This window comes from Candidatus Berkelbacteria bacterium, from assembly GCA_016187225.1.
GTDB lineage: Bacteria > Patescibacteriota > UBA1384 > JACPKC01 > JACPKC01 > JACPKC01.
Map to the genome: position 1 here is coordinate 109,056 of JACPKC010000006.1, position 25,226 is coordinate 134,281.

General features: G+C 46.9%; 27 protein-coding genes and 2 tRNA genes. 8 read left to right on the forward strand and 21 right to left on the reverse strand.

The window, feature by feature from the left end; translation table 11 throughout:
• Window positions 1-10: 10 nt before the first annotated feature.
• From HYW32_01860 to HYW32_01960, 21 genes are all read right to left on the reverse strand, one after another.
• Window positions 11-1,225, reverse strand: a complete 1,215-nt coding sequence (locus HYW32_01860) for a hypothetical protein (protein MBI2589747.1) — start codon at window positions 1,223-1,225, stop codon at window positions 11-13.
• Between the two features lie 79 nt (window positions 1,226-1,304).
• Window positions 1,305-1,601, reverse strand: coding sequence for a hypothetical protein (locus tag HYW32_01865; protein ID MBI2589748.1), 297 nt, complete (start codon window positions 1,599-1,601; stop codon window positions 1,305-1,307).
• Between the two features lie 74 nt (window positions 1,602-1,675).
• Window positions 1,676-2,629 (reverse strand): hypothetical protein, encoded by a 954-nt coding sequence (locus tag HYW32_01870; protein MBI2589749.1) that lies wholly within the window; start codon window positions 2,627-2,629, stop codon window positions 1,676-1,678.
• A 6-nt stretch (window positions 2,630-2,635) separates the two neighbouring features.
• On the reverse strand, window positions 2,636-3,301 hold the full coding sequence (locus tag HYW32_01875) for a hypothetical protein (GenBank protein ID MBI2589750.1): 666 nt from the start codon (window positions 3,299-3,301) through the stop codon (window positions 2,636-2,638).
• Window positions 3,302-3,366: 65 nt separating this feature from the next.
• The gene (locus HYW32_01880) at window positions 3,367-4,182 is read right to left on the reverse strand and encodes a TdeIII family type II restriction endonuclease (protein ID MBI2589751.1); all 816 of its coding nucleotides are present in this window, start codon (window positions 4,180-4,182) and stop codon (window positions 3,367-3,369) included.
• Window positions 4,179-5,372 (reverse strand): class I SAM-dependent methyltransferase, encoded by a 1,194-nt coding sequence (locus tag HYW32_01885; GenBank protein MBI2589752.1) that lies wholly within the window; start codon window positions 5,370-5,372, stop codon window positions 4,179-4,181. Before HYW32_01885 ends, HYW32_01880 begins: the two co-directional genes overlap by 4 nt.
• A gap of 4 nt (window positions 5,373-5,376) precedes the next feature.
• Window positions 5,377-5,577 carry a helix-turn-helix transcriptional regulator gene (locus HYW32_01890; GenBank protein ID MBI2589753.1) on the reverse strand — a complete coding sequence of 67 codons (201 nt, stop codon included), beginning with the start codon at window positions 5,575-5,577 and terminating at the stop codon, window positions 5,377-5,379.
• 430 nt (window positions 5,578-6,007) lie between these two features.
• Window positions 6,008-6,093 (reverse strand) — tRNA-Leu (locus HYW32_01895).
• Between the two features lie 47 nt (window positions 6,094-6,140).
• A complete protein-coding gene (locus HYW32_01900; GenBank protein ID MBI2589754.1) occupies window positions 6,141-6,347 on the reverse strand; it encodes a helix-hairpin-helix domain-containing protein in 207 nt (68 codons plus the stop codon).
• A 271-nt stretch (window positions 6,348-6,618) separates the two neighbouring features.
• Window positions 6,619-8,607, reverse strand: a complete 1,989-nt coding sequence (locus tag HYW32_01905; protein ID MBI2589755.1) for an ATP-dependent DNA helicase RecG — start codon at window positions 8,605-8,607, stop codon at window positions 6,619-6,621.
• Window position 8,608: 1 nt separating this feature from the next.
• A complete protein-coding gene (gene ruvA / locus HYW32_01910; GenBank protein MBI2589756.1) occupies window positions 8,609-9,169 on the reverse strand; it encodes a Holliday junction branch migration protein RuvA in 561 nt (186 codons plus the stop codon).
• Window positions 9,166-10,245 (reverse strand): glycosyltransferase, encoded by a 1,080-nt coding sequence (locus HYW32_01915; protein ID MBI2589757.1) that lies wholly within the window; start codon window positions 10,243-10,245, stop codon window positions 9,166-9,168. The genes ruvA and HYW32_01915 overlap by 4 nt, the downstream gene beginning before the upstream one ends.
• Window positions 10,246-10,262: 17 nt before the next feature.
• Complete coding sequence (locus HYW32_01920; protein ID MBI2589758.1) at window positions 10,263-11,411, reverse strand: glycosyltransferase; 1,149 nt, start codon at window positions 11,409-11,411, stop codon at window positions 10,263-10,265.
• On the reverse strand, window positions 11,408-12,607 hold the full coding sequence (locus HYW32_01925) for a glycosyltransferase family 4 protein (GenBank protein ID MBI2589759.1): 1,200 nt from the start codon (window positions 12,605-12,607) through the stop codon (window positions 11,408-11,410). The genes HYW32_01920 and HYW32_01925 overlap by 4 nt, the downstream gene beginning before the upstream one ends.
• Before the next feature lie 10 nt (window positions 12,608-12,617).
• Entirely contained in the window at window positions 12,618-13,832 is a 1,215-nt protein-coding gene (locus HYW32_01930) for a glycosyltransferase family 4 protein (GenBank protein MBI2589760.1), read from the reverse strand.
• A 117-nt stretch (window positions 13,833-13,949) separates the two neighbouring features.
• Entirely contained in the window at window positions 13,950-14,933 is a 984-nt protein-coding gene (gene galT, locus HYW32_01935) for a galactose-1-phosphate uridylyltransferase (protein ID MBI2589761.1), read from the reverse strand.
• Window positions 14,934-15,434 carry a crossover junction endodeoxyribonuclease RuvC gene (gene ruvC / locus HYW32_01940; GenBank protein ID MBI2589762.1) on the reverse strand — a complete coding sequence of 167 codons (501 nt, stop codon included), beginning with the start codon at window positions 15,432-15,434 and terminating at the stop codon, window positions 14,934-14,936.
• Between the two features lies 1 nt (window position 15,435).
• On the reverse strand, window positions 15,436-16,359 hold the full coding sequence (locus tag HYW32_01945) for a GDP-mannose 4,6-dehydratase (GenBank protein MBI2589763.1): 924 nt from the start codon (window positions 16,357-16,359) through the stop codon (window positions 15,436-15,438).
• A 29-nt stretch (window positions 16,360-16,388) separates the two neighbouring features.
• Window positions 16,389-17,087 (reverse strand): YebC/PmpR family DNA-binding transcriptional regulator, encoded by a 699-nt coding sequence (locus HYW32_01950; protein ID MBI2589764.1) that lies wholly within the window; start codon window positions 17,085-17,087, stop codon window positions 16,389-16,391.
• A 57-nt stretch (window positions 17,088-17,144) separates the two neighbouring features.
• Complete coding sequence (locus HYW32_01955; GenBank protein MBI2589765.1) at window positions 17,145-18,020, reverse strand: MBL fold metallo-hydrolase; 876 nt, start codon at window positions 18,018-18,020, stop codon at window positions 17,145-17,147.
• Complete coding sequence (locus HYW32_01960; GenBank protein ID MBI2589766.1) at window positions 18,010-19,359, reverse strand: ComEC/Rec2 family competence protein; 1,350 nt, start codon at window positions 19,357-19,359, stop codon at window positions 18,010-18,012. Before HYW32_01960 ends, HYW32_01955 begins: the two co-directional genes overlap by 11 nt.
• 190 nt (window positions 19,360-19,549) lie before the next feature.
• Between HYW32_01960 and HYW32_01965 the strand changes: the two genes are divergently transcribed.
• The 8 genes from HYW32_01965 to HYW32_02000 all read left to right on the forward strand — a co-directional run bounded on the left by HYW32_01965 (window position 19,550) and on the right by HYW32_02000 (window position 25,174).
• The gene (locus tag HYW32_01965; protein ID MBI2589767.1) at window positions 19,550-20,056 is read left to right on the forward strand and encodes a nucleotide exchange factor GrpE; all 507 of its coding nucleotides are present in this window, start codon (window positions 19,550-19,552) and stop codon (window positions 20,054-20,056) included.
• Entirely contained in the window at window positions 20,049-21,908 is a 1,860-nt protein-coding gene (gene dnaK / locus HYW32_01970; GenBank protein MBI2589768.1) for a molecular chaperone DnaK, read from the forward strand. Before HYW32_01965 ends, dnaK begins: the two co-directional genes overlap by 8 nt.
• Before the next feature lie 30 nt (window positions 21,909-21,938).
• Entirely contained in the window at window positions 21,939-22,664 is a 726-nt protein-coding gene (locus tag HYW32_01975) for a hypothetical protein (protein ID MBI2589769.1), read from the forward strand.
• A gap of 36 nt (window positions 22,665-22,700) precedes the next feature.
• The gene (locus tag HYW32_01980) at window positions 22,701-23,282 is read left to right on the forward strand and encodes a DnaJ domain-containing protein (GenBank protein ID MBI2589770.1); all 582 of its coding nucleotides are present in this window, start codon (window positions 22,701-22,703) and stop codon (window positions 23,280-23,282) included.
• Window positions 23,283-23,378: 96 nt separating this feature from the next.
• On the forward strand, window positions 23,379-23,891 hold the full coding sequence (locus HYW32_01985; protein MBI2589771.1) for a hypothetical protein: 513 nt from the start codon (window positions 23,379-23,381) through the stop codon (window positions 23,889-23,891).
• A gap of 43 nt (window positions 23,892-23,934) precedes the next feature.
• On the forward strand, window positions 23,935-24,084 hold the full coding sequence (locus HYW32_01990) for a hypothetical protein (protein ID MBI2589772.1): 150 nt from the start codon (window positions 23,935-23,937) through the stop codon (window positions 24,082-24,084).
• A 61-nt stretch (window positions 24,085-24,145) separates the two neighbouring features.
• Window positions 24,146-24,220, forward strand: a tRNA-Lys gene (locus tag HYW32_01995).
• A 57-nt stretch (window positions 24,221-24,277) separates the two neighbouring features.
• Window positions 24,278-25,174 (forward strand): HAD hydrolase-like protein, encoded by an 897-nt coding sequence (locus HYW32_02000; GenBank protein MBI2589773.1) that lies wholly within the window; start codon window positions 24,278-24,280, stop codon window positions 25,172-25,174.
• Window positions 25,175-25,226: the final 52 nt, after the last annotated feature.

Here is a 25,226-nt window from a genome sequence, read left to right on the forward strand (position 1 = left end):
GAATATATTATCAGTTTTTCACTCGCGTGAAGCCTAAGTTTTTTAACTTTTTCTGGTACTCACCTATCGAATAGAGTGAGCCGGTGCAAACAATGGGTAAAAAATTTAGCGTGAGTGCGGCTTCGAGCGCTTGACTTGGGTTCGGTTTGGCAAGAGCTTTAAGCCTGAAATGAGAAAAAATCTGCATGAGCTTATTTAACGCAAAGTGGCGACGTGTTGCAGTTTTAAACTCTGTTGCGACCCAATTGATAGTAATCGGCAGGAGTGCTTTCAGCATCCCTTCAACATCCTTGCCACACGAAAAATTAATTATACAATTCACGTTCGTATCAGAAAATATTCCTTGAATTGAGACTGACAGGGCTTCCGTTTTCTGCGGATTATGCGCGCCGTCTAAAATTACAAAACGTCTATCTCTCTGCCAGATTTCAAACCGGCCGGGCAGGGTCGCCGTGTCAAGCACTTTACGAACGTGAGTTTTTTGTATTTTATCCTTCGAACGTTCGGAAATTAATTGCAAAGCAGAAAAGGCAAGGGCGAGATTTTCTCGCTGGTGATTACCCAAAAGATTGAAACGCAAATTTCCCCAAATCCCGTTTTGTGTTTGCAGTGAAAGCAAAGTGCCTTTTAAGGTTGGATGAAATTCCGGTACAATTTTGCGCGGGTCGATCGAAGTCACCAGTGCCCCAACCTGCCTTGCTCGCTCATGGATTGGCCCAAGAATTTCAGATGCTTGATCTAATACAATAACTCGACTGCCGCGCTGAATAATGCCGGCCTTTTGGGTAGTAATTTCAACTAGGGTTTTGCCTAATATCCGGGTGTGGTCTAGGCCGATCCGCGTAATCACAACAATTTTGTCGCCCTGCATTGCATTTGTCGCATCGTATAATCCTCCTAAACCGGTTTCGACGACTGCATATTGAACACCTTGGTTTTTAAAAGCGACCAGAGCAGTGGCAACTAAAATTTCGAAATAAGTTGCCCGAACCGACGTCCTTAAAACCTTTTTGAGCGCGAGAATGAAGCGCTTTTTGCTGATTAGTTGACTATTAATTTGAACCCGTTCTCGAATATCAATGAGATGCGGCGAAAGTTGAAGTCCAACCTTAAAATGATGGGCGGAAAGAAATTGGCTGATGAGCGTTGCCGTCGAACCTTTGCCAGATGTGCCCGCCACATGAATTATTTGCATCGAACGTTCTGGATTGCCAAGCGCTTTCAAAAGTTTTTTTGTTCGTTCTAGGCCAAGCGCGCCAGGAAAGCGTGTACTCCGACTATGCGGAACCAGGCGATCTAAATATTCAACCGCTTCTTGAAATGTATTCGGGAAAAGTTGATGGGAAATAATTATACTCTGTGAAAAGTTTTGTCTTGGCGCTGTAATTATACACTTTGCGCGAACCTACTACGAACGGAAAACCGACTAAGGAAGCCAGCTCGCCGCCGCTCGCTAACACTCGCCGCCCAGCAAAAAAGTTTTCTCTGCGTTTCTGATTTCGCGCGCACCCGATTTTTTCTTCTAAAAGGAAAAGAAAACTTTTTTGCTGGCTTCTGCTCTCTCCGAGCAGGGCGGCGGGCTTGGCCTCTGTTTTTTGCAAGAACACGGCGGAATTCCCCCCACACCCCCCTTCCGCCGTGTTCTTGCGGGGACGGACGGAATTTTTGGCGGTGGCTACTTTTCTAAATCTACTTCTTTATCTCCGAATTTCAAATTTTTCTTCGCAATCCACACAAATCCTTTTTCTGGTGTGATCACGGCAACATCAATTGAACCGCCGACGCCGGGCATATCACCCGGGTCGCCTGCGATACCATCAGAAAATCTTTGAATGGCCGTAGTTGTTCCGATTGCCAAGGTGCTAAAATCAATGCCGTCCTGCAAAGTCATGGTACCCCATTGGATGACGTATTCTAAACTCCTCAATTGTTTCTGAACTTCTTGCGAACCCATATCCGAAGCCATTTTTTGCATGACCGGCAAATTGCCAATTCGTCCATCAAAACCAAGAACGATTCTCGATACCACATCAATCTGACCTATCCAACTGGCACCATATTCTTGCCCTCGCTTTGTGCTATCTCTCTTGAGCTCAACATCGCCGGGAACATAAACCATCGCAACTTGGTGTGATTCATCCTGATTGTAACCAGCAACAATAAACTGCAACTGTTCTACACCAGCAACGCCTTCTTTTTGGATTCCTTTCGGGTCTTTGAATTTGAACTTAACATGACCCTTTTCTTCTTTGATCTCAATAATTTGACAGCCCTGTCGCTCCAAATCAGCTTTTATTTGATTAGGAAGGATTTTTAACTGCTCTTTGTATTGATACTTTGTCTCAAAAAATTCTTTTATCTTTTGGGCGGTTTCAAGCATTGTTAATTTTTCGGTCTCGATACTTTTCTTAAACTCTTCGATAAACCTGCTTATGTTTTTCAAGACGCCATTTTCCGGCAAAAACGCAAGCCCCGCAACTATTAAACCTGCCCTATCATTTATCTTGAAAACTTTTGACGCAGAATCGGAGCCGATTCTGCTCATACCTTTTTGATTTCGGTAGGACTGCCGACTATCAGCGGCTAAAACGATTCCTTCTGGTGTAGTTGTGTTGATTCCGAGACTCATAGTATTTTATTTGTTAAGAAAATTGTTAATAATAAGTACCGCAATAATGGAATAAACAAGTGCGGTAAGGCTGTTTCCGATTATTGTGACATCCACCCAAGTCAATCCTGCGAGCAATAAAGCCCAGCTAAAGTTTCTAACAACTCCGGCGTCTTGAAATACCGTATGCACAATGGCACCAATTCCTTTCGCTAATGCGTGTGTTGAAGTTTGACCAGATGACAGCGTGCCATTGAAATATCTGCCGATGGCCAAATTAACAGCTGTCTCAACAACAGTACGCAGATCATTTTCTATATTTGTGCCATCGGTTTTAAGCGCACCACCGTTGTAGCCAATGTTGTCAGATGTTGGCAACGATACGGTTACTCCGTTCATAAGTTCCGTCGGCTGTTTAAGCTGTTGTGGTGGTAACGATCCGGCCCGATACTGCATAGGGAAAAAGGAGACTCCTAAAAAATCCAGCGCCTTGTCAGTGAGCAGTATGGAACGCGTCTTTTGCGTTCCTTTCCGCAGATAACCGTGTCTTGTAAGTGCGGCGATGATTCCAAGGATAGATTTGTTGTCCGAAACACTAATCCCACTCACCATTTCGCGGAGAGTTGGAGAACTCCCGTATTTGAGCCGGTAGCCACTGATGTATTGGAGTAATTTCTTCTGATTATCTGTCATATAAAACCATTATACTCCACCAAATGGTGGAGTCAAGTGATTTTCGCGGCCTATCCTGTGGATAATTAGTAACCGAGAGCTAACTGGTCGAGCATATCTGGCCCTTTTTCCTTGCCTACTTCTTGGTAAATACTTAAAACTTCCTCGTATGTACCCTTACCGCCAACCATGTCCCAAAATTCCTTTCCGACCAAAACCTCGTTTTCCAAATCCATGTAATTAAGAATGAAACTATGACGATACGTTGATTTTTCGATACCATAGGGATTGTATGCGGTAGCATAAAACGCTTTTGTCTTTCCGTACTTCGCGTGAGTGATTGCATGAATTTGCAAAAGTCGTCCCGTTGCTTCCAAGCATTGGCCCTTGTTCGGCTTAGGACTTTTGATTTCGAAAAACCACTCCTCGCCGGATTTTGTCTCAATGTATAAATCAGCAATGCTTACGCGCTCAACGCCCGCAACAGTTTTACTTAAATCAACAACTTCTTTTACTAAATCGGGATATTTCGATTTCATCCCACCGCTTCCGATCCTGTTCGTTATATCTTCAATACGCTTAATTGCTTTTGCCGTAACAACACCTCGAACGCGATATCCGCGTTCAGCGTTTTTGTGAACAGATTTTGCTACAAGACGCGCACACTCTTCAAAGGTCGTTCCGAGCTTCGTGGAAAAGGAGCGTTCAAATTCGCTTACTCGCAAAATTCCGTCCGGCAAAAGCGATTCGTGAAATGGTTTGAGATCTCCGGCTTTCGATTCGTTGCGCAACGGACGCAATTGCTTAGGGTCGAAACCATTTTGCTTGGCTTCATCAACCATCCCTTGGATAAATCCTTCAAGATAGCCCTTGATTGTGTTTCTGACTTCTTTGGTAATCATATTCTTTGCCAAATTAAAATGCTTTCGTAAAATGCACCTTCGCGTCTTCCAGTTCGGCGGTTCACATGACGCTCAACACGTCCAATTTCCTTAAATCCCGCGTCTTCTGCTTTGTAAAGTCCGTATTTGTCGTTTACAACAATGAGAGCCAAACCTTTTGGGGCCATATATTTACGAGTATGGAGCAAAACGTCATTTATGCCTTTGATATAGCCCTGTTTTGCTTGCTGGGACTGTCCATTTTTTGCAGGCCCGATTTCTTTCGTCTCGTTATTTTTTAGACCAAGTAATTCGTAAGCGTATTTATGCTGTTCGTGGTAATCAATTAAACCAATGTAGGGGGGAGAAGTAAAAACCATATCAATGCCCTTCGGTAGCTCAACCTCGCGCGAATCCGCATGGTTTACAACTACTTTTGCTTTTGTCTTAATTTTAGAAAATTCTTTAACGCGATCTAGAGTATCAATAGTGTAGCGCGATAAGAATTTATATGCTTCTTCAACTGGTTGGCAAGTTCGTTGGTGTTTATAGCATTGATACGGTTTTATCTGCGGCTCTTTGGGAAAATCTAAGTCATAGTGTGTAACGAGCCGAGCAGAACGCGCCGAACGAGATAAAACAATTCTTAGTAAATCTTGGTAAGTATAATCCTTAATCAATCGCGAATAACATAAAAGCTCTTTTTGCGTGTTCGGCGCAAACCATTTTTGTATATATTCGTTTTTGGTCGAAAACAACTTATTTACCTTCTCGTCTTTGGAAAATTTACTTTTGTAAGTATCAAGGCGTTTCAAAATATCGTAAATTTCTTTTTCAAGAAGCGGAACATCATAATCGGCAGTTTTAACTTTTGAAAGTAAAACATTAAAAATAGATATGTCGGTGCCGACCGAATCTATGCCGAGAGCATTTGCCTCAACCAAAGTCGTTCCGCTTCCCGCGAACGGATCATAAACAAGGGTTGGTTTATATTTCCGCAAAAATATCTCTACAAGTTGTGGAATGAATTTACCGAGATAAGGATGTAAGCGATGAACATGCTTTGTTCTCTGATATTCCGGCAAATCGCTCTCGCGCCAATTCAAATTTAATGTTTCAAGGGCGGTTTCCGGTTTTACACTCGCAAAATCGGTCAGCGGTTGCTGATTATATTGCTTTGCTATTTTTTGTGCGATTGTGTTGTCGTACATAGTTTTATTTTTTCAAAAGATCATCAACAGACACATCAAGGGCTTTCGCAATCCTTTGGATTGTCTCAATAGTCGGGTTGGGGCTTTCATCCAACTCTATCTTAACAACCGTATTGAGCGACAAATCAGCAAGTTTTGAGAGCTTATCTTGCGAAAGCCCCTTGTCTTGTCTAAATCGTTTTATGTTCTTGCCTATTGTGGACATAGTAGATTATAATGTATGGAAAGTGATATAATACTTGTATGGCTTGCATATCAATAATATCAACTTTCCATTCTTTTAACAAATTAGGGAGTTCCTTTACCTTTTCCGCGCAGGGAGGGAGGGGCAAGGAAAAGAATAATGCCACCGCCAAAAATTCCGTCCGTCCCCGCAAGAACACGGCGGAAGGGGGGTGTGGGGGGAATTCCGCCGTGTTCTTGCAAAAAACAGAGGCCAAGCCCGCCGCCCTGCTCGGAGAGAGCCGAACCCAGCAAAAAAGTTTTCCTTTCCTTTTAGAAGAAAAAATCCGGCGCGCGCAAAAGAAAAGCAGAGAAAACTTTTTTGCTGGCTGGCGAGCGTCAGCGAGCGGCGGCGGAGCGAATCAGTTGCCGTTTCGTTCAAAAAAGGTTCGCGCAAAGTGTATAATTACTACTGGTGCCCGGGAGAGGACTCGAACCTCCACGCCCAGAGGGCACATGGTCCTAAGCCATGCCTGTCTGCCAGTTCCAGCACCCGGGCAGGTGAGCTACTTTAACAGATTTTACCTTGGTTTTCTAGAGCCAATCCTAGGGTGCGGTAATGAGTGGTTCGAGTTGAGCATAGGTTTTATCGCCAATGCCCTTCACTTCGAGGAGCTCCTCGATTGCTTGGAAACCATTATTGGCTTGGCGGTAATCGATAATCGCTTGGGCCTTACTTGGTCCGATGCCAGGCAGAGTATCCAGCTCTTCAACAGAAGCAGTGTTAAGATTGATTTTACCGTTAGTTGCCATGGGAGCAGTTTTAGAATCTTCTTCTGGTTCGAATTCAGTTCTCACGCCCTTAACAACCGGCTTGGCTTGCCCTTCTTTTAATTGATTCAATTCTGCTTGAATGCCGTTATTCTCTTCATGTAATGATTCGAGCGCTTGTAAGATTTCGGGATTCAATTCAGCAGTTTGAGGTTTTGTGGCGACATTCCGCTCCCAATAGGCAATCGCAAAACTACTCGACGCTAATGCCAAAAATAGAAAAAAGAGCGGCCAACGATACTCACGAATCCATTCAATCAGCTGATTTTTCACCTTCCCTCCTGTGCCAGGCGCGCCAAGCTTCAAGCTCTTGAGGCGGATCTTCTAACCACTTTTTTGCAATTACTCTTGCTTGTTCCATTTTGAGCGTATCAGTGAGCGAGGCAAGTCTCAACGGTGGCAAACCCGCTTGATCTATACCAAGCAAATCGCCTGGACCACGAAGTTTTAGATCAAGCTCGGCAAGCGCAAATCCGTCCTCGATGCGAACAAACGCTTCCAAGCGTTCACTCGCCACGGCATTGCTCGAAATCACAATGCAAGTACTGGCGTTTTTACCACGACCAACTCGACCACGAAGTTGATGAAGTTGCGCCAGACCAAACTGTTCGGCATATTCAATCACTATCAAGGTTGCATTCGGAACATCGATCCCGACTTCGACGATTGACGTTGCAACCAAAAAATGAATCTCTCCTTTAAGAAATGCGTCGACTGCTGTTTGCTGAACTTTCAGTGGGAGTTGCCCATGACAAACCTCAATTCGAGCCGAAGGAAGTTGTTTTCTATACCGCTCGCAAACTTCCTGAATTGATTCCAGTTGAGATTCAACCGATGCATTGATTCTGGGTACGACAATGAAACCCTGGCTACCGGAAATGAATGTTTTTTCAAGCTCGCGATAAACCGATGCATAATTCTGCGTTTGCAAGAACACTGATCGGATGGGCTGTTGATGCAAAGGCTTCTCTTTGAGCAGACTAACGTTTGTCTCGCCATAAAGACTTAGCGCCAAGGATCTAGGAATCGGTGTGGCCGTCATGATTAGTGTATGTGGCACACGTCCGTTAGATTTTTGTTTTAACACTTCACGTTGCTCAACGCCAAAACGATGTTGTTCATCGATAATGATTAGCCCAAACGGAGCCTGCCAGTCGCGAGTGAGAAGCGCGTGAGTGCCAATAACCAAAGTTGGCTGAATTAAGTTTGGCGTTTGAATGCCAGCGACAACAAGCGTGGATTGAATCTTAAGTTGGCTCAAAAGTGATTGGATTCGATCATGCAACTGGCGCGCCAAAATTTGCGTCGGCGCCATCCAAGAAACATGCTGTTTGTTATCTAAAACAGTCAATGCGACAAAAAGTCCAACAATCGTTTTCCCGCTTCCCACATCTCCTTGCAAAAGATAGTTGAGCGGCTTGCCGTACGACATTTCCTGAACGATGCGCCATGCGCTTCGCCTCTGGCCATCTGTTAAAGTAAAGGGTAAAACATCACGAAGTTTCCGAAGAATTTTTTCATTCACTCTAATAATCGGACTTCTGGTTCTCTTAAAATTCTGTTTAGTAAGCATGAGTTCATATTGTAAAAAGAGGAGTTCATCCAAAGCAATTCGTTTACGAGCGCAAGCTAATTGTTTTGGATCTTGCGGGCGATGAAGTGCATACACTGCTTCATTAAGTTGCGGCGACAGATCGGGGAGCGGATTTGGAATCGATAGTTGCTCTACCAGGGGTTGAATAAGTAAGCGTATCAAGCGCGAGGTGATGCCGGCAGTTTCCGGATAAATTGAAAGCATTCCACGCGTTGATTCTCGTTGAGGATTCACAAGTGTTACTCGGTTTTCTTGCCAATCCCAACGCGCATAACCAACAAGCAGAAGCTTCTTGCCTGCCTTAAGTGTGCGAGCGAGATAATCTTGCTGGAACCAAACGATCGGCAGTTCATTGCCCTTGCCGTCGCTCAAAAGCGCTGTGATTCGACTCTTGCGTTTACCAATTCTACGTTCGTGGTGAATTTGACGAAGAGAGCCTTCAACGACAACAAGCTCATCTCTGCGAATTGATTCAAATGGTTGAGGCGAACGTAAATCAAGCCAAGCGCGAGGCCAGTGTAAAAGCAAATCATTCACGGTCGTGATGTTAATCCGAGCAAGCTTTGCCGCGATCGCCGGACCAACCCTCGGTAAAATTGTCACTGGGCGTTCAAGTAAGATCGGCGGGATAGCTTGAGAAACCGACATATCAAACTTGAGCGGCCTCTCTTAAAGCCCAAGCGACTTGCTCTTCGAGCGACGTTTTTTCCTTAGGTAGTCTCTTCAAGATTTCCTGAATTTCTGCAGACGCATACCCAAGTGTGACAAGCGCATCGTAGAGCTCACTGCCGCCACCAGGAATGGTTATTTCTCTGCCTGCAACAATCTTGCCTTTGAGTTCAACGATAATTTTAGCCGCGCCCTTTTTACCGAGCCCTGGAATTGACTGAAAAAAACCAAGATTATCCCGTTCTACCGCCGCCGCGATCTCGTCAGGAGTCGCGGTCGAAAGAATCGTCAGACCGAGCTTCGGTCCAATACTCGGCACGGTGAGAAGAAGTTTAAAAAGTTCGAGTTCAGCAAGCGTTGCAAACCCAAACAACGCCAACTCGTCCTCGCGCACATGTTGATAGGTAAACAGAAACACCTGTTCCCCTATCTGTGGCACCGACCGCGCCGGTACCGCCACCAAGTACCCAACCCCCGCCACCTCAATCACCACCCCAACTGGAAAGTGATGTGTCATCTCGCCACGCAATGTCCGGATCATACTTTACCTGTCGCAATTTCCCTAAAACAAAGTTCATACTTACGCGCCATTGTTGCAGTCGAGAAATGCTCTTCTACATACGCACGACAGAACGTCCGAGATATTTTGGCCACATGACTCAAAAGCTGAGGAATCTCAGAGACATCATTATAAAGATAGCCGCTTTCCCCGTGAACGATCGTCTCAAGAAACGCACCCATTCGGGGGCCAATGACTGGCGTCCCTGCTGCCATCGCTTCAACAACTACCATGCCGAATGGCTCCAGACCATCAGATGGGAAAAGAAGTGCCTGCGCGTTTGCCATCAGGGTGATAGCGTCTTCCTGCGTGACACGCCCAAGATACTCTACATTCGGCAACGCTTTCAGGCGAGGCTCAATTTCCCTGGCGAAGTATGCTTCATGATTTGGCGAAGATGGACCCGCAACTTTGAGTTGCATACCGACTGTCGAAACAGCGTCAAGAGCGTGGTGAAGGCCTTTCGAAGGAACAATGCGTCCGACCCAAGCAATGTACTCTTTTGGCTGTTTCACGAATGTAATTTCATGAACATTTACACCATTAGTCGCGACAAAGAGTGGTTCAAGCTCGTCACCAAGTGAACGGCAGTACGCTTGCATATCTTTGGAATTCGTTACGAAGTACACTTCTTCCCGACCATGAGCTTCACAAAGTTGTCGAGCCTGCTGGACACTTGTTCGGTCGTGCAAACTCATAACTAGGGGGACACTTCTCTTTCCGGGATACTGAGCGATGGCCGGCAAGACAACACGTGGATCCCACCCAAGGACTACATCCAACTTCTCTCGTTCGACGTACGCAAGTGCACGCTCAAAAATAATGCTGTCAATTTGAAGCTTCTCCTCATTGGTAGCATCTGCCGACACCCCTGGCAGTGTCCCAAACGTCTCAACATGAAATTCTGGCTCGCGGTCAGTGATCCCAAGAAACCTCACATCGTGACCATTGCTTTGCAACCATTCAGCCAATTCATAACAGAGCTTCAGCGATGCATTGATTTTTCCAGGTGTATATGGTGCGTTCAACGTTGCTGAACCAAAAATGCCGATCTTCATATACTTCCCTAACTGCGCTAAGCGACAAGTTTTACGAAGAGGCGCTCGTAATCATCCAGCATGCGCGAGGCGCTGAAATAGTCTTCGACACGCTTTCGACAGGCTTGGCGCATTGCTTTGTAAGCATCATTCGAAAGCGCATAAATGCGTTCAACTGCCTCACAGAGACCAGCTTTTCCTGTGGCTTGAACTATCCAGTTCCCACGACGTCCCTCGAGTGAAGGATTCACAATAAATCCAGTAACTCCATCTTCGATGACCTCGGGAATCGCACCTCGCGCATATGCTACCACGGGTGTCCCTGTTGCCATTGCCTCTATGAGTACCATACCGAAACCTTCTTCGAATTTCACCGGGTGGATGAGAAGTCGCGCCTGGTATGCTGTATATACCTCTGACTGACTCAATACTCCGACATATTCAACCATTGAATCTTTCAATAATATCTCTAACTGCTTCACATATGCCGCGTTACTGACTGATCGACTCAACTCTCCTATCAAGCGTATACGCTTTTTTACTTCTTGCGCTACTCTGATGGCAAGGTCGGGCTGTTTTTGTGTCCCGAGGCGACCAACGAATAAAATCTCATCACTTCCAATTGGCTGAAACGGCACTTGCTGAAGGTCAATGCCATGATAAATTCGATCTACAACTTGGAATGATGGTTGGAGCTCAGACCTCTGGTAGTCGGAAATAGCAACAAAAAGGCTACTCGCATGAAACCGCTTCAATCTTGCCTGCTGTATTGGCTCTTGGTGATCGGTGATAGGCTCTGAGCCGTGGTAGGTGTATACAAGGGGACACTGGGCAAAAGAAGAAAAGTACATAAGTCGAGCAGGGTCGTGAGCATGGATGATATCGTACTGTCCGCTTGCTTCGATAATTGCCGAGGCCATATAGAGCTCGTACTCAACCATGAGCCTCGTGTAATATGCTGGGTCATTGTTCAATTTCTCAGCATACTGGGCATAGATTGACCCTAGACCGAAGGATTTGAGCGTTGCATTTTGAAGCTGGGAGTCGCTGGCTGCGTACACATCGACCTCATGCCCACGAGCAGCCAGCCCCTCAGCAATTGTACCCGCCAATGTCGTAGGCGCTGCAATCGCTTTTTCATTTGTGAATAAGTTTCTGCTCTCAAGCGGCAAAACTCCAATTCTCATACGAACACCCCTCTTTGTATGACTTCCCGGTAGATAGCTTCGAATTGATCTGCCTGTCGACCTATTGAGAACCTCTGGAGAACTGATGTTCGCGCTGCTCTCCCCACGCCCTTTTGAGCAGGCAAGGTTTCGATAATTTTGCAAAGTATTCTGGCAAGACCTTCATGATCATCACTGTCAACAAGGTATCCAGTTTTACCATGCGTGATTATTTCTTTTGGTCCACCTGAATTCCCAGCAAACACAATTTTCTCCATACTCATTGCCTCCACATGTGCGATTCCGAAACTTTCGCGAAACGAAGGGAGACAAGAAATCTGTGCAAGTTGCAGTAATTGTGGCACGAATTCATGAGCGACCTGCTCTATAAAGAGTACATGATTCTTTAGTCCAAGCGAAACGATTTCGTGCCGGAAATCAGCCAGGGTTTTTTCTAGCTGTTCACTCGGCACATCTTGCCTGTTCACCGGCGCGAGCAACATGATGGTGGGATATTGCTCAACAATTGCAGGCAAAGCTCGAAGAACGGTGCGAAAACGTTTCTGTTCTTGGTATTTCCCGGTTGACATGCTGGCCAACCTGCCAGGAAACAACACGGACAGCCTACCACCTAATTGCTCTTTAAGAGAACGAATTAAAGGATGCTGAATTTGCACTCTTGGATGGAATGCATCTGGGTCCACGGCATTGTAAATGACTTGAACTGTGGCCTGGTTGGCTCCTTGTCGAAGATATGCATCCTTACCATACTGGCTCACCGTAACAATTTTTCCCCAACGCAATTGAGCAATTTTCTGGGTTTTTTCAGGTTCACGAGCCTGCGCATCGTGTGCATGAAGTATGAAAGGAATCTGGAACTTCTGACTAAGTCGAAAGGCGACAAGCGACCGATCTATATCAAAAGGTAATGCCATGTTATGCCCGTGTAGGGCATCAGGAGCCGACTGCTCCAGTATAGCCTCCATATCTCTTTCAAAGAGCTTCCGGGATTCAATTGAAATCTGCTTAGGATGGAAGCTCGGTAAACATACTACGGTGACACCATTCAATTGGTGATTATGACGCGCCGTTTCGCTACCGGTGACGACAGTCATTTGGTGGCCTCTGCGCGCCATTTCTTCCGCTAGCTGCTGAGCGACCAATTCGGCTCCACCAACGACCGGAGAATAATAACGGGAGAGAACAAGAATCTTCATAATAGCCAGTCTATATGTAGTCGAGCCCTTTTTTCTTTATCTCAAGTGTCTCAAACTCAACATTGATCGGTAGCTTTCTTCGCTTCCGGTGCTCAATCCCTAGTTGCACAGTCTGTTCATAATAATCGTGAAAACGGTCTGTGATTTTTTTCCAATCAAACCTGTCTTCAACAAGCTCACGCGCGGCCTTACCCAGGCGCTCTTCTACTTCTGGGTGTTCTAAAATGTAGTTTACTCGTTCGGCAATTGCTTTTGCGCTTCTCGCTCGGACTAAGTACCCAGTGACATCGTTCTTCACTGCTAACGGAATGCCGCCTTTCCTACTTGCAACGACAGGGGTGTACGACGCCATTGCTTCAAGCGCGACCAAACCCAGCGCCTCATCAACAACGGAGGGGAAAACAAACACGCTTGCTCTCCGATAGAATTCCCTGAGCTCGTTCAGATACTCTTTGCCAAAATATCCAAGGAAATGTACGTTATCCGCACCGAGATCCTGGGCCAATTTTTCAAGATCTTTTCTACCTTCCCCGCTCCCTAAAATAAAAATTTCTGCTTTGATGTTTGGCGCAGCTTTAATGAGGTAGTTTACACCCTTGTGTTCACTGAGTTTTCCAACGAAAATCACAATTTTTTTATTACCGAGATGGTATTTTCCGTTGATAATCTTTATGGGGAGTTCTTTCGGATACGTTTGAAGGTCAATCCCTCCAGTAATAACTTTTGTTTTATGCGCTATCCCCGCCTTCCCGAACGTTTTAAGAAACCATTTCTTTGTATGCCCAGAAACTGTGTTGATGATCGTGGCGTGCTTCAACGCTGATCTTGTTAAGGGTATCCATCGCTTATCTTCGGCAGCGGTAATTAATGACGTCCCATGAATGGTGACCAGGTATTTTATGCCGTAGATCGCATTGATGTATTGGGCGATCCAGGTGAAATAAGAAGCATGATTCACATGGATAACATCTGGCTTAAACTCATTCACCACCTGTAGGATTTGCCTGAAAGCTGAAGAGTATAATTGAACAATCTCAGCATTTGTGAGATCTGAAAATCGCTTCGCATCGGGCCAATCAGGATGCGATGTTGCAACGACTCTTATTGGAAGATTAAGCGCATACAGCTTGACCCCACGCAACGTATGGTTTGCCTCATTGGGGCAAAGAAGAGCAACACTATCATCAGAGAATCGTGCCGCAACATGCTCAGACAGCTTGCGCACGTAGGTCCCACTACCACTCCCAAATAAAGGGTACTGTAATAGGAATAAGATGCGCATCTGAAGGCCTCACTTTCTCTGATAATCAGAATCAGAATGTTTAGTATAGCAGTGGAACTACTAATTACTATCCTTGAGATACTTTGCCGCGTCTTCGGGGCTCATCACATCGATAATCATGCCACTGCCGATCTCAAAGCCGCCATAGGTTGAAAGACGAGGAGTGATTTCAACGTGCCAATGGTAATGGTCAGCGCTTTCAACGCTGGCGGGCAAGGTATGAATAGCATAGTTAAGCGGCGGATCGTCAAGCGTCTGATCAAGAGCGCCGAGCGTTTGACGCATCGCCTCTCCGAAGGCGGCCAATTTCCCCCCGTCGATACCCTCAAAACGGGAAGAGTGGCCTTTGGGTAGGAGCCAAATCTCAAATGGGAAACGAGCGGCATAGAATGTAAAAGCGATAAACGTCTCGCTCTCAAAAACAATCCTTTTAGACAATTCGCGTTCGTGAGTAATTAAATCACAAAAAACACAGGCGCCATTTTTTTCGAAGTACTGTTTGGCGCCATGAAGTTCATGGCCAATTGTGTTCGGCACAACATTTGAAGCAAAAATCTGCGCATGAGGATGCAAAATTGACGCCCCAGCTTCATTGCGATGATTATAAATCGGCATCACGCTGACGACGTTGCAAGTCGTATAAAAATACTCGACTCGCTTCTGAATCATTGTATTCAGATCATGCCAGACCTCTGGAGTAAATTCCGGCAAGTTTATTGCATGCTCCTTAATGATCACGACATCGTGACCACCTGTGCTCGGCCGAACCGTATAAAATCCATTCTCTATCTGCGCCGAACGCGAACTGCACCGCTTTGAATCCTCAAGAAATGCCGGGTATTTGTTGGGAATAACATACACGCGTTCAGTCTCAAAACTTGGCAGGCGCTCGAGATACGCCGAGCCATGAATACAAAAATTACACTCCGCGGCGGCGTCAGTGCGCACCGCTCGCTTGACAATATAATCTGTTGGGCGTTTGGCGCGCTCGGGTGCGATCACCACCCACTCGCCAGTGACAATGTTTTGACGCAGTTGTGGCATCTAAACTCCAACTAAATTTTGCAGACTAATAGTAGTTCGGCTGGTGACATGAGTAACGGCCACCGCCACCGCGTCGGCGGCATCATCTTGATTAGGGATAGCCGCCCCTTGGACATGATGAAGCAACATACGTCCGACTTGTTGTTTAGTGGCCTTGCCATAACCAGTAACGGCTAATTTAACTTGAAGCGGGGTGTACTCGTAGATTGGCAGATTATATTCCGCAGCCGCCAGTAAAACAATCCCGCGCGCCTCGCTCACCTTAAGCGCTGTGGTTACGTTGCGGCTAAAAAAGAGTCGCTCAACGGCCATTTCACGCGGCTTGAAACGTTTAATTAGGGTGCGAATTTCTCGACAAAGTTCAGCTAAACGATAGGCCGTGGCAAGCCCAAGCGTTGTTGTGATCGTACCTGCGGCCTCAAGTATAGCCTGGTGGCCACTTGGCTCAACCACACTCCAACCAGTCGTTCCAATCCCTGGATCAATACCAAGAATCCGCATGTCAGCTTTTTCGATTCTTATACCAATCGACTGTGCGTTGAACGCCTTCTTTAAGTTCAATCATCGGTTCCCAATCAAGTTCAGTTTTAGCGCGTGCGCAGTCAAGCGCCGAGCGCTTTTGTTCACCCGGACGCGCTGGTCCAAACTGTGCTTCTTGAATAAGATCAGTCGCTTTTTGAAGAAAAGCATAAATTTCTTTGACGTTTGTCTCCTGGCCAGTGCCGATGTTATAGGCGCCATTGCCCTTATCGAGAGCCGCCACATGCGCGCGCGCCACATCCTCAACAAAAACATAGTCACGCGTTTGCAAACCGTCACCATAGATCGTGGCCGCTTGCCCAGTCATCATTCGCTCGAGAAAAACCGCGATCACACCGGTTTCGCCTTTAGGATTTTGCCGTGGGCCGTAAACATTGGAATACCGAAGCGCTACCCAGTTAATTTCGGGGTACTCGGTATGGTAAAAGTGCAAGTACTGTTCGGCTGTCAATTTAGTCACGCCGTAAGGCGAAACTGGCAAAGTCGGATGGGTTTCGGGTGTCGGCACCTGATCGGTGTCGCCGTAGAGCGCGCCGCCGGTTGAGGCAATAATTACGCGCTTAACCGATCTACGAGCGGCTTCCATTAAATTAAGAAAGCCCAAGATATTGACCGTGGCGTTGAACTGCGGCTTCTTCACTGATTCAGGCACTGAAAGATGAGCCGCTTGATGATTGATGAGTTCGGGCTCGAATTCTCGCACGGCGCGCTCTACGGCCGATTGATCGGTTAAATCAACTTCATAAAGTTTGGCGTCCGGGTGCACATTTTCACGCAATCCTGTTGAGAAATTATCGAGAATGGCAAGCTCATGCCCTAACGATCGATATGCTTCAACGATATGCGACCCAATAAAACCCGCTCCACCCGACACGAGAATTCTCATATTCCTCCTTTATTCAGTGCCCCACGCTCTCATAAAGTGGCGTTCGTTTCAACTGAATCTATATCTTCCAGATCATCGATCTGTTCAAGAAGTGTCAGGAGCTTGTCGCGTGTTGGCTCATCAATCTCGATTGTCATTTTAGGCACAAAGGCGAATCTAGTTTCCAACGGCACGATGGTCTGCAACTTAAGCATTTGGGTGACCGACTCTAAATTTTGAGGCGTTGTATAACCAATCACCCGTTCATCTTCAATCAAAACGTCATCAACTCCGGCCTCAATAAGCGCAAGCTGGGTTGCGTCGGGATCTTCTCCCCGCGCGACTTCAACGATCCCACGATAATCAAACAGATGTCGCACCCCTCCAGCTTGGGCAAGATTGACTCCATATTTATTAAATATCGCCCGAAGCGCTCCAAGAGTGCGCCTGCAATTATCTGTTAAAACAGTGATCAGTAGCGCCGTTCCACCTGGCGCGTACGCCTCATAGAGCGCTTCTCCAATTTGATTTTCGCCCGCCACGTTTCCGACGCCGCGTTGAATCGCTCGCTCGATATTTTCCCTAGGCATATTGGCGGCGCGCGCGGTGTTAATGGCGATTTCAAGATTTCTGTCTAAACGCGCGGCCACGGTAATTTGTTTTGCGAGTTTGCCAAAGAGAACGCCTCGTTTGACATCAGTCGCTCCCTTCTTGCGTTTAATCTGCGCCCACTTGGAGTGACCAGACATAACTGAAGGGTAATTGGTTACGTGTGAAGAGTAAAGAGCCAATAACTATGAAAAATTTTATTTTTCACTGCTTGCGTGGAACGATAGACCATCACTCACAAATGTTAAAGTCCCCTGTAAATCGGTGCGATAGGTCTCAATGCCATGCTCCGCCAAGCGTTCAAGCGCTTGAGCGTGCGGGTGGCCATAACGATTCTCGGCGCCAGCTGAAATTGCCCCATATTTTGGATGCACGGCCTCAAGAAACGCATCCGTACTGCCATGTTCAGAGCCATGATGGCTAACCTTTAAGAGCGTTGCCCCTAAACTCGCCGAATCTCTGGCTACAAGCGCCGCTTCCTGTTTTTCATCCAAATCGCCCGTAAAAAGTGCGCTCGTTAAGCCATAGGTGAGCTTAACAACTAGCGTGGCGTCATGATTCTCGTCCGGCCGACGACCGGTAAAATCCTCGAAAGGATGGAGAACTATGAGGCGAGTCGTTCCAATTAAGCGTTCAACGCCTGCTTTAACAATTTGAACCTTCGCACCCGAAGATTGCACTGCTCGCAACCAGGCCTGAAAAGTTTGCGTGGTGTGGATCGCACCCGAAAGCCAGACCTCATCAACCTGGATACGTTCAAATAGCCCTGGAAAACCGCCAATATGATCGGCATCGTTATGCGTTGCAACGACTAGAGTTAAGCGTTTTGCAGGCAAAAAGCGTAAAATCACCGGCACGGCTTCAGCGCCGGGTCCGGCATCAATTAAAATCTGATCTCGCTCTGGGGTTGTGACGAGAATCGCATCCCCCTGACCAATATCCAAAACACGGACTATGAGTTGACCGCTGGCTTCGATTGGCTGGCGGAGAAGTTGGACAACAAAACCAACCACAATCAGCGCGGTCAAGAAAAAAAGATTAAAGCGAGTGGCGCGAACGCGCCTAGCGTTCATCACCCACAACCTCCTGGAAATTTAATCTAATTCTAATGACCGACATAATTCCAATCATTCCCAGTAAAATTATGAGCAAGATCGACTTTGCCGAAGCCGAGATTAAATCAGCGCTCGCCCAAGTTTGCGCGCTGAAAAATGAGACGACTGTGAGAATAACTGTGCTGATGCCATTAGTTACCCAAGGAATAATTGGCAACCAGCCCAAAATTAGCGCCAGGAAGCCAAGGCCCATAAGCGCCGGCACAAAAGGTAAAACAAGGACATTCGCTAACGGCGCGACAATGCTGACTTCATTAAAGTAATAGAGAATAATTGGCAGAGTTGCCAGTTCAGCCGCCAGGGTGGGCGCAAGATACTCCCGACCGGACCAGGCAGGTAGCCATTTCAAAAAAACTGGCGTGAAGATGAATAGACCCGCAACAGCAGCAAAAGATAACTGGAATGAGATATCAAAGCGCGGCGCCCATGGGTTAATAAGGGCAAGCAAACCAGCAACACTCAAAAGTGTGGTCGGAAGATGGACTTGACGACCCATCAAGAGCGCAAGAACCGTGAAAGCATAAAAGATACCGGCACGGACCACTGACGCGTCGAGCCCCGCAAGAATCATGAAGATAACCACTAATGCAAGACTTACATACAAACTCAAGCGGCGGCCGAACGGCAGAAGCAAAAATTGAACCGCTAGCGCTAGCACTAAAACATTTGAACCGCTCGCAACTAAAATATGGGTTAGTCCGGTGCGCTGAAACGCCTCTTTGAGATTCGCCGCGAGTTCTGTTCTGGCGCCTAAGAGAATCCCAGCAATGAGCGTATCATTCGGGGGCTCAAGCGTTTGAGAGAGATGCTTTAAGAGCCACGCGCGCAGACGAAAAATTTTATCAATAATTGGATTACCCAAGTTCTGGCCAGTTTTTTCAATCGTTTCGTTTTCTAAAACACCAACAGCGCCATGCGCTAGGAGAAAACCACGTTCGTTAAACTCTCGATTCCATTCGGGTGGGCGCAAGGCGCCGGTAATTAACAGCTCATCTCCATAATGCACTTCTGTCTCCAGTGATGGCGCAAACACGAGTCGGACGCGAAGCCCCGAATCTAATTCACCATAAGCGGCGAACTGTCGCCCGGCTGGCCCCGGCTCCGACTGGATAATAATTCGCCCAATATATTCAGATTCTTCAAGAATGATCGGGAGCGCGGCCTGACGCCAAAGAGTGAAGCCGATTCCAAGTAAAAGAATTAAAATTGCCAACGGTACCTGCACCCAAGAATAGGCGTTGTGCAAAGCTAAAGCCGACGCCAAAAGCGCCGCAATCGCACCGAGAACAGCGATCAACGGCAGATGTTTTTGAGCTAAAAATGTGCCCGCGAAAAGACCCGCGAGTAAACACGCGCTCGTTATGAGTAATGGATAGGATTTAAAATTTATTTGATTCCTTCATAATTTCAAATTCAGAGTTGAACTTGACCCTCCGGCTAAAACTAGTGTAACATCGAATGTTTTATAGGCGAGAGGGAGGCTAAGAATGAAAAAAAGTTCGCAAACAGGTAATCGGGAAGAGGTGGAAAAACTAAAAGCTGAATGCGCCGAGCTCAAAGCGGGCTGGCAACGCACACAGGCTGATTTTGAAAACTTTCGACGTCGACATGAAGAAGAACGGAAATTCATGCGTGCATGGGCCGTGCTCGATATTCTCCTCGAACTTGCCCCCATACTCGATAACTTCACACGTGCTTTTGAGCATCTGCCCGCCAAAGAAACGACCTGGGCAATCGGTTTTCAACATATCCAAAAACAATTTGAAGAAGTTTTTAAAGCTCACAATCTCAAACGGATCCAAACCCTGGGTGAAACTTTTGACCCAACCAAGCACGAAGCTCTTACCGAAGAAGAAACGACTGACTATCCTCCAGGCGCCGTGATCCGTGAGATAGAGGCAGGCTATGAATATAATGGTAAAATAGTGAAACCAGCGCGCGTGGTAGTCAGCGCCGAGAAGCAAACAGGGGAGAGAGTAGGGAATCATGAGTAAAATTATCGGGATTGATCTTGGTACAACTAATTCAGTTGTCGCAGTGATGGAGGGTGGCAAGCCGAAAGTTATCCCCTCGGCCGAAGGGAGCAATATCACGCCCTCAATTGTTGCGTTGAGTAAAACCAATGAACGACTCGTCGGCCAAATCGCCAAGCGTCAAGCGATTACAAACCCTAAAAATACTATCTATTCGGTTAAGCGTTTCATCGGTCGACGCTACGATGAAGCTGAAGTCCAAAGAACCAAGAGTCTCGTGCCCTACGAACTCAAACAAGGCGCCGACGGCGCAATTCAAGTTAAAATGGGCGATAAAGATTACTCATCGCAAGAAATTTCAGCTTTTATTTTGCAAAAACTTAAAACCGATGCCGAAGCTTATCTAGGCAACAAGGTAACCGAGGCGGTGATTACGGTGCCAGCTTACTTTAATGACGCAGAACGCCAGGCGACTAAAGATGCGGGCAAAATTGCCGGCCTGGAAGTGAAACGCATTATCAATGAACCAACGGCTTCCGCCTTGGCTTACGGTCTCGACAAAAGCAAAGAAGGCAAAATTGCCGTTTACGATCTGGGTGGCGGCACATTCGATGTAACGATCCTCGAGATTGGCGACGGTGTTTTTGAGGTCAAGTCAACGGCGGGCGACACTCATCTTGGCGGTGATGATTTCGATCAAAAAGTTATGGAATGGATTATCGACGAATTTAAAAAATCTGAAGGAATTGATCTTGTTAAAGACACCATGGCGCTCCAACGTATTAAGGAGGCGGCTGAAAAAGCTAAGATCGAACTCTCATCAAACTTGGAAACGGAAATTAATCTGCCTTTTATTACTGCCGACGCCAGCGGCCCGAAGCATTTAGTGATGCGCTTGACGCGCGCCAAACTTGAGGCGCTGGTTGATGATCTCATTGAGCGCACGCGCCAACCAATCGAGCAGGCGCTCAAAGACGCCAAGCTTTCAAATAAAGACATTGGGGAGGTAATTCTAGTCGGCGGCCAAACCCGCATGCCAAAGGTTACTCAATTTGTCACTGAAATGTTTGACAAGGAGCCACATAAAGGCGTTAACCCCGACGAAGTTGTGGCGCTCGGCGCGGCGATTCAAGCTGGAGTATTGGGCGGCGAAGTTAAGGATTTGCTTCTTTTAGATGTCACGCCGCTGACACTTGGCTTGGAAACTCTCGGCGGCGTTGCAACGCCTCTCATCGAGCGCAACACCACAATTCCAACGAGTAAGGAACAAATTTTCTCCACCGCCGCTGATTCACAAACTTCAGTTGAAATTCATGTTCTCCAGGGTGAACGGCAGATGGCGACAGATAATCGCTCGCTTGGCCGCTTTATTTTGGATGGCATCCCGCCCGCGCGGCGCGGTCTCCCCCAAATCGAGGTTAAATTCGATATCGACGCTAACGGCATTTTAAACGTTTCAGCCAAAGACAAAGCAACTGGTAAAGAGCAGAAAATCATGATTCAATCTTCCTCCGGACTTTCAGAAACAGAGATTGAACGCATGAAGAAAGATGCCGAGGCTCATGCAGACGAAGACAAAAAGAAACGGGAACTGATTGAGCTTAAAAATCGCGCCGATACAATGGTGTATACTGCTGAAAAGACCTTAAAAGACGCTGAAGGCAAGGTCAAGCCCGAGGGGAAACGAGCTGTGGAAGACGCAATTTTGGCGGTGAAAGGTTCGCTTGGAAAAAATGATCCTGAAGAACTGAAAAAGCACGTCGAAACGCTCGAACAAAAATTAAACGAAGTTGGCGCTGAACTCTACCAACAAACTTCCGAACCAAGTGGAGATGAAAAATCAACTGACCAGAAAACTGACGAGAAAAAATAAAGCTTGTCACGTAAAACTTTGAGGAGGGGAATGGGAATGAAGCGGCATTACTTCTGGCTTGTGATTCTTGGACTTGCGGTGACGCTCACCGGTTGCAAGAACTCTAAATCGAGTGATGAAACGAGCGAGACCGCGACCGAAACAGCTGATGAGACCGAGACTTCAAGCACAGCCGACGACCTGACAACGATTTTACCCTCAAGTGTTGACACCACACTTGAGACTCATCTAAATCTAGCCAGAAATGCGGTCCAGGCCTGGCATCCTGATGCTGCGCTGACCTACGTTTCAATTGAACTGCCGGCCTCACTGGCGCTTGATTCTGGAAATGAAGTTTATGTGTTCGGATCAGCGCAAGATACTGGTAACTGGTGGACCTACTCGCTTTCCCAAGAAACAGGTAAATTTGTACGAGCAATTATTCCAAAAGAAGATTTTCTCGGCGCCGAATTAACGCCGGTTAACCTTGAATATTGGAAGATGAATCATGTTGAAGCCTTGCAACTGGCTGAAGATAACGGCGGAAACGATTTTCGCCTTGCGAATACGGGCACACGTGTGACGCTCTTTCTCTCTCAACGCGCGCCCCGCGGCTGGCTCTGGTGGTCAGTCGAATATAAGGCGCCCTCGGGCGAGAGCTTCACGCTCCTTGTCAATCCGAATCGAGGCGAAGTTGTCGATGAAAACGGCAATGAGCTTTCACCTTCAACTGAAAGCGCTGAAGATGCTACCGGACCGGCCGAGACTAGCCTCTAATCTTGAAGAACGTTCACGAGACGGGTATAGTTCAAGATTATGGCTAAAGACTACTACAGCATTCTTGGTGTTTCTCGATCTGCATCCCAAGATGAGATTAAGCGCGCCTATCGCAAACTTGCCCAAGAGCATCACCCGGATAAAGGTGGGGATTCCGAGCGATTTAAAGAAATTAACGAGGCCTACCAAGCGCTTTCAGACGTAAACCGGCGCGCCCAGTATGATCAATTTGGCACGACTGATTTTGGTGGCCGCGGCGGCAATTATCGATCTGAAGACATCTTCGGCGGCGCCGATTTTGGCTTTGGCGGTTTTGGAGATGTTTTCGAAAGTTTCTTCGGCCGGGCTTTTTCACAAATCCAAGTTGAGGTGCAAATTAAACTTACTCAAGCGTTGCTTGGTGATACCCTCAATCTACAAACTAATCAGGGTGAACAAATTGAGCTCAAATTGCCGCCTGGCACACAAGATGGCCAAACCTTTCGCTTTGCCAACAAAGGCGCTCCTTACCGAGGCGGAAAGGGTGACTTGCTAGTAACGGTGCGCATCGCCTATCCCAAACGTCTCTCTAAAAAACAACGGGAACTCGTCGAACAACTTCAACAAGAAGGAATCTAAATGCAACGTTCTCATCTTACCCACAACTCTTCTCTTTTCTGCGCTTACAGTCCGCTGACTTGTGGTATACTGATAAATAATCAGGAGGGATAACCTGTGACACCAAGTTGGGATTTGTTTCTCACAATTCTCTTCATTGTTGGCATTGCCTATGGCATGATGCTTCAACGCGAGCGCACCGTCGTGACGCTTGTGGCGGTTTATGTTGCTCTCGTGATAACCCAGGTGCTGACAGCACCTATCTCTCAATTCTTTGCCGGTGAAAAAACCATCAACTCTTTCTTTGTCAGTTCACAAGTTTCGCCATTTACAATTCAAGCGTCGCTCTTCATCGGTCTCATGATTCTCGTCATCACTAAAGGCGGCCTCAACGGCGATCGTGGCACAGGCCTACTTTCACCGTTTGAGGTTTTTGTGTATAGCTTCTTGAATACGGCTCTAATCGTGACGACCCTGCTCTCGTTCTTGCCCGACGAAGCGCGCGCGGCTATGATGACTCAATCAAGTATGGTTGCTTTTCTAGTAAATCACCATACTTGGTGGCTGGCCCTGCCAATCGCCTCGTTAATATTTTTTGGCTGGAATCGCCATCCCTTTGTAAGTGCATAATTATTAAGTAGTAGACAATAAATGGCTCAAGAAAGGAGCAAAAATGAAAAAATGGATGTTTTGGATCGGAATCTTGATCGTTGGGGTGACGCATTTGTATATACTCTTCGCTGGCTTGCCAACAAGCCAAATGATAACACATGCGATTTTCAATCTCATTGCCACCGCTCTCATAGTTTTCTCACGAGAGTAGGTTTCTAGTACCTAGCGTTGCTTGTCGAATCGAGAATACTCGAGTACAATTTGCTATTCACGGGCCTGTAGCTCATTGGTAGAGCAGGAGCCTTTTAAGCTTCGTGTAGTGGGTTCGATTCCCACCAGGCCCTCCAATTCAGAGCACTGACCCTTGGTCAGTGCTCTGAATTGGAGCGAAGTAGGATTGAACTATGAAAGAGTTTATGGAGAAACAGGTTCCAATAAGCAATCAGGCCGAAGGTGGCAGTGGCAGTGAGGCACCAGTAATAACCAATGCGCCGACACCGACCACAGAAAATCCTGTGGCAAATTTTGTTGACCTGCAACTGATTGAAGAGCTAACAGAAACTAATGAAGAATTAGTCGAAGAGCAGATTGATGTTGGCGCAGATCAGTTGACGAAAGAGCAGTCGGTCAGCGAACAAAGGATTAAAGATACCTCTCATCAGCTGACAACTGTCCGCGAACACATCAGCGAAATTGCAGTCATTCTCCCAATTTGTAGAGCAAAAGCTGGGGAGTGGGATAATTCAAAGTTAGAAGGAAATGCAATTAAATTGGAGCTTCAGCCAAATGCATGGGTGGAAAACATCTGCGCAGTTGACTTTGAGCGATTAGCCGAAATGGGACGCAGACACGTCCTATTAGACGTTGACAACACACTATGCCTGCGCAACGACACTGCTGTGGCGGCAAGCGCGGTAGATTATCTGAAGGCAATGCGTGAACAAGGAGCGATTGAACAACTTACTCTCATTTCAAACATTGGTGTCTGGACACGAGGCGGTGTGGCGCGTATCCGGCAGATTGCAGAAATGCTTGATACGCCACATTATGTGTGTGCCTGCTGGCCCAACATTAAACCCAAGCCCAAGCCGTTTCAGCAAGCGATGTCGCTGATCGGCGGAACGCCGGAGAGTACCGTCATCGTCGGTGACCAAATCTTCTCGGACATCCGAGGAGGCAATCGTCTGGGTTTGTACACAATTTTGGTCGATCCGCTCGGTCCTGACCACCCGATCACTTTCTGGAAGCGACGCCGTCAAGAAAGGATACTCAAGCACCTCGAGCGACGCGGGGTAACGTGATGCAGAGATCTACGCCAGCTTAAAAATATTGATTCGCCGCTCTGCTCGCAAA

Coding starts and splice junctions, on each gene's coding strand:
- HYW32_01870 (MBI2589749.1), bottom strand. CDS start 2,629: ATGAGTCTCGGAATCAACACAACTACACCAGAAGGAATCGTTTTAGCC.
- HYW32_01875 (MBI2589750.1), bottom strand. CDS start 3,301: ATGACAGATAATCAGAAGAAATTACTCCAATACATCAGTGGCTACCGG.
- HYW32_01880 (MBI2589751.1), bottom strand. CDS start 4,182: ATGATTACCAAAGAAGTCAGAAACACAATCAAGGGCTATCTTGAAGGA.
- HYW32_01885 (MBI2589752.1), bottom strand. CDS start 5,372: ATGTACGACAACACAATCGCACAAAAAATAGCAAAGCAATATAATCAG.
- HYW32_01890 (MBI2589753.1), bottom strand. CDS start 5,577: ATGTCCACAATAGGCAAGAACATAAAACGATTTAGACAAGACAAGGGG.
- HYW32_01900 (MBI2589754.1), bottom strand. CDS start 6,347: ATGGCAACTAACGGTAAAATCAATCTTAACACTGCTTCTGTTGAAGAG.
- HYW32_01905 (MBI2589755.1), bottom strand. CDS start 8,607: ATGTCGGTTTCTCAAGCTATCCCGCCGATCTTACTTGAACGCCCAGTG.
- ruvA (MBI2589756.1), bottom strand. CDS start 9,169: ATGATCCGGACATTGCGTGGCGAGATGACACATCACTTTCCAGTTGGG.
- HYW32_01915 (MBI2589757.1), bottom strand. CDS start 10,245: ATGAAGATCGGCATTTTTGGTTCAGCAACGTTGAACGCACCATATACA.
- HYW32_01920 (MBI2589758.1), bottom strand. CDS start 11,411: ATGAGAATTGGAGTTTTGCCGCTTGAGAGCAGAAACTTATTCACAAAT.
- HYW32_01925 (MBI2589759.1), bottom strand. CDS start 12,607: ATGAAGATTCTTGTTCTCTCCCGTTATTATTCTCCGGTCGTTGGTGGA.
- galT (MBI2589761.1), bottom strand. CDS start 14,933: ATGCCACAACTGCGTCAAAACATTGTCACTGGCGAGTGGGTGGTGATC.
- ruvC (MBI2589762.1), bottom strand. CDS start 15,434: ATGCGGATTCTTGGTATTGATCCAGGGATTGGAACGACTGGTTGGAGT.
- HYW32_01945 (MBI2589763.1), bottom strand. CDS start 16,359: ATGAGAATTCTCGTGTCGGGTGGAGCGGGTTTTATTGGGTCGCATATC.
- HYW32_01950 (MBI2589764.1), bottom strand. CDS start 17,087: ATGTCTGGTCACTCCAAGTGGGCGCAGATTAAACGCAAGAAGGGAGCG.
- HYW32_01955 (MBI2589765.1), bottom strand. CDS start 18,020: ATGAACGCTAGGCGCGTTCGCGCCACTCGCTTTAATCTTTTTTTCTTG.
- HYW32_01965 (MBI2589767.1), top strand. CDS start 19,550: ATGAAAAAAAGTTCGCAAACAGGTAATCGGGAAGAGGTGGAAAAACTA.
- dnaK (MBI2589768.1), top strand. CDS start 20,049: ATGAGTAAAATTATCGGGATTGATCTTGGTACAACTAATTCAGTTGTC.
- HYW32_01975 (MBI2589769.1), top strand. CDS start 21,939: ATGGGAATGAAGCGGCATTACTTCTGGCTTGTGATTCTTGGACTTGCG.
- HYW32_01990 (MBI2589772.1), top strand. CDS start 23,935: ATGAAAAAATGGATGTTTTGGATCGGAATCTTGATCGTTGGGGTGACG.
- HYW32_02000 (MBI2589773.1), top strand. CDS start 24,278: ATGAAAGAGTTTATGGAGAAACAGGTTCCAATAAGCAATCAGGCCGAA.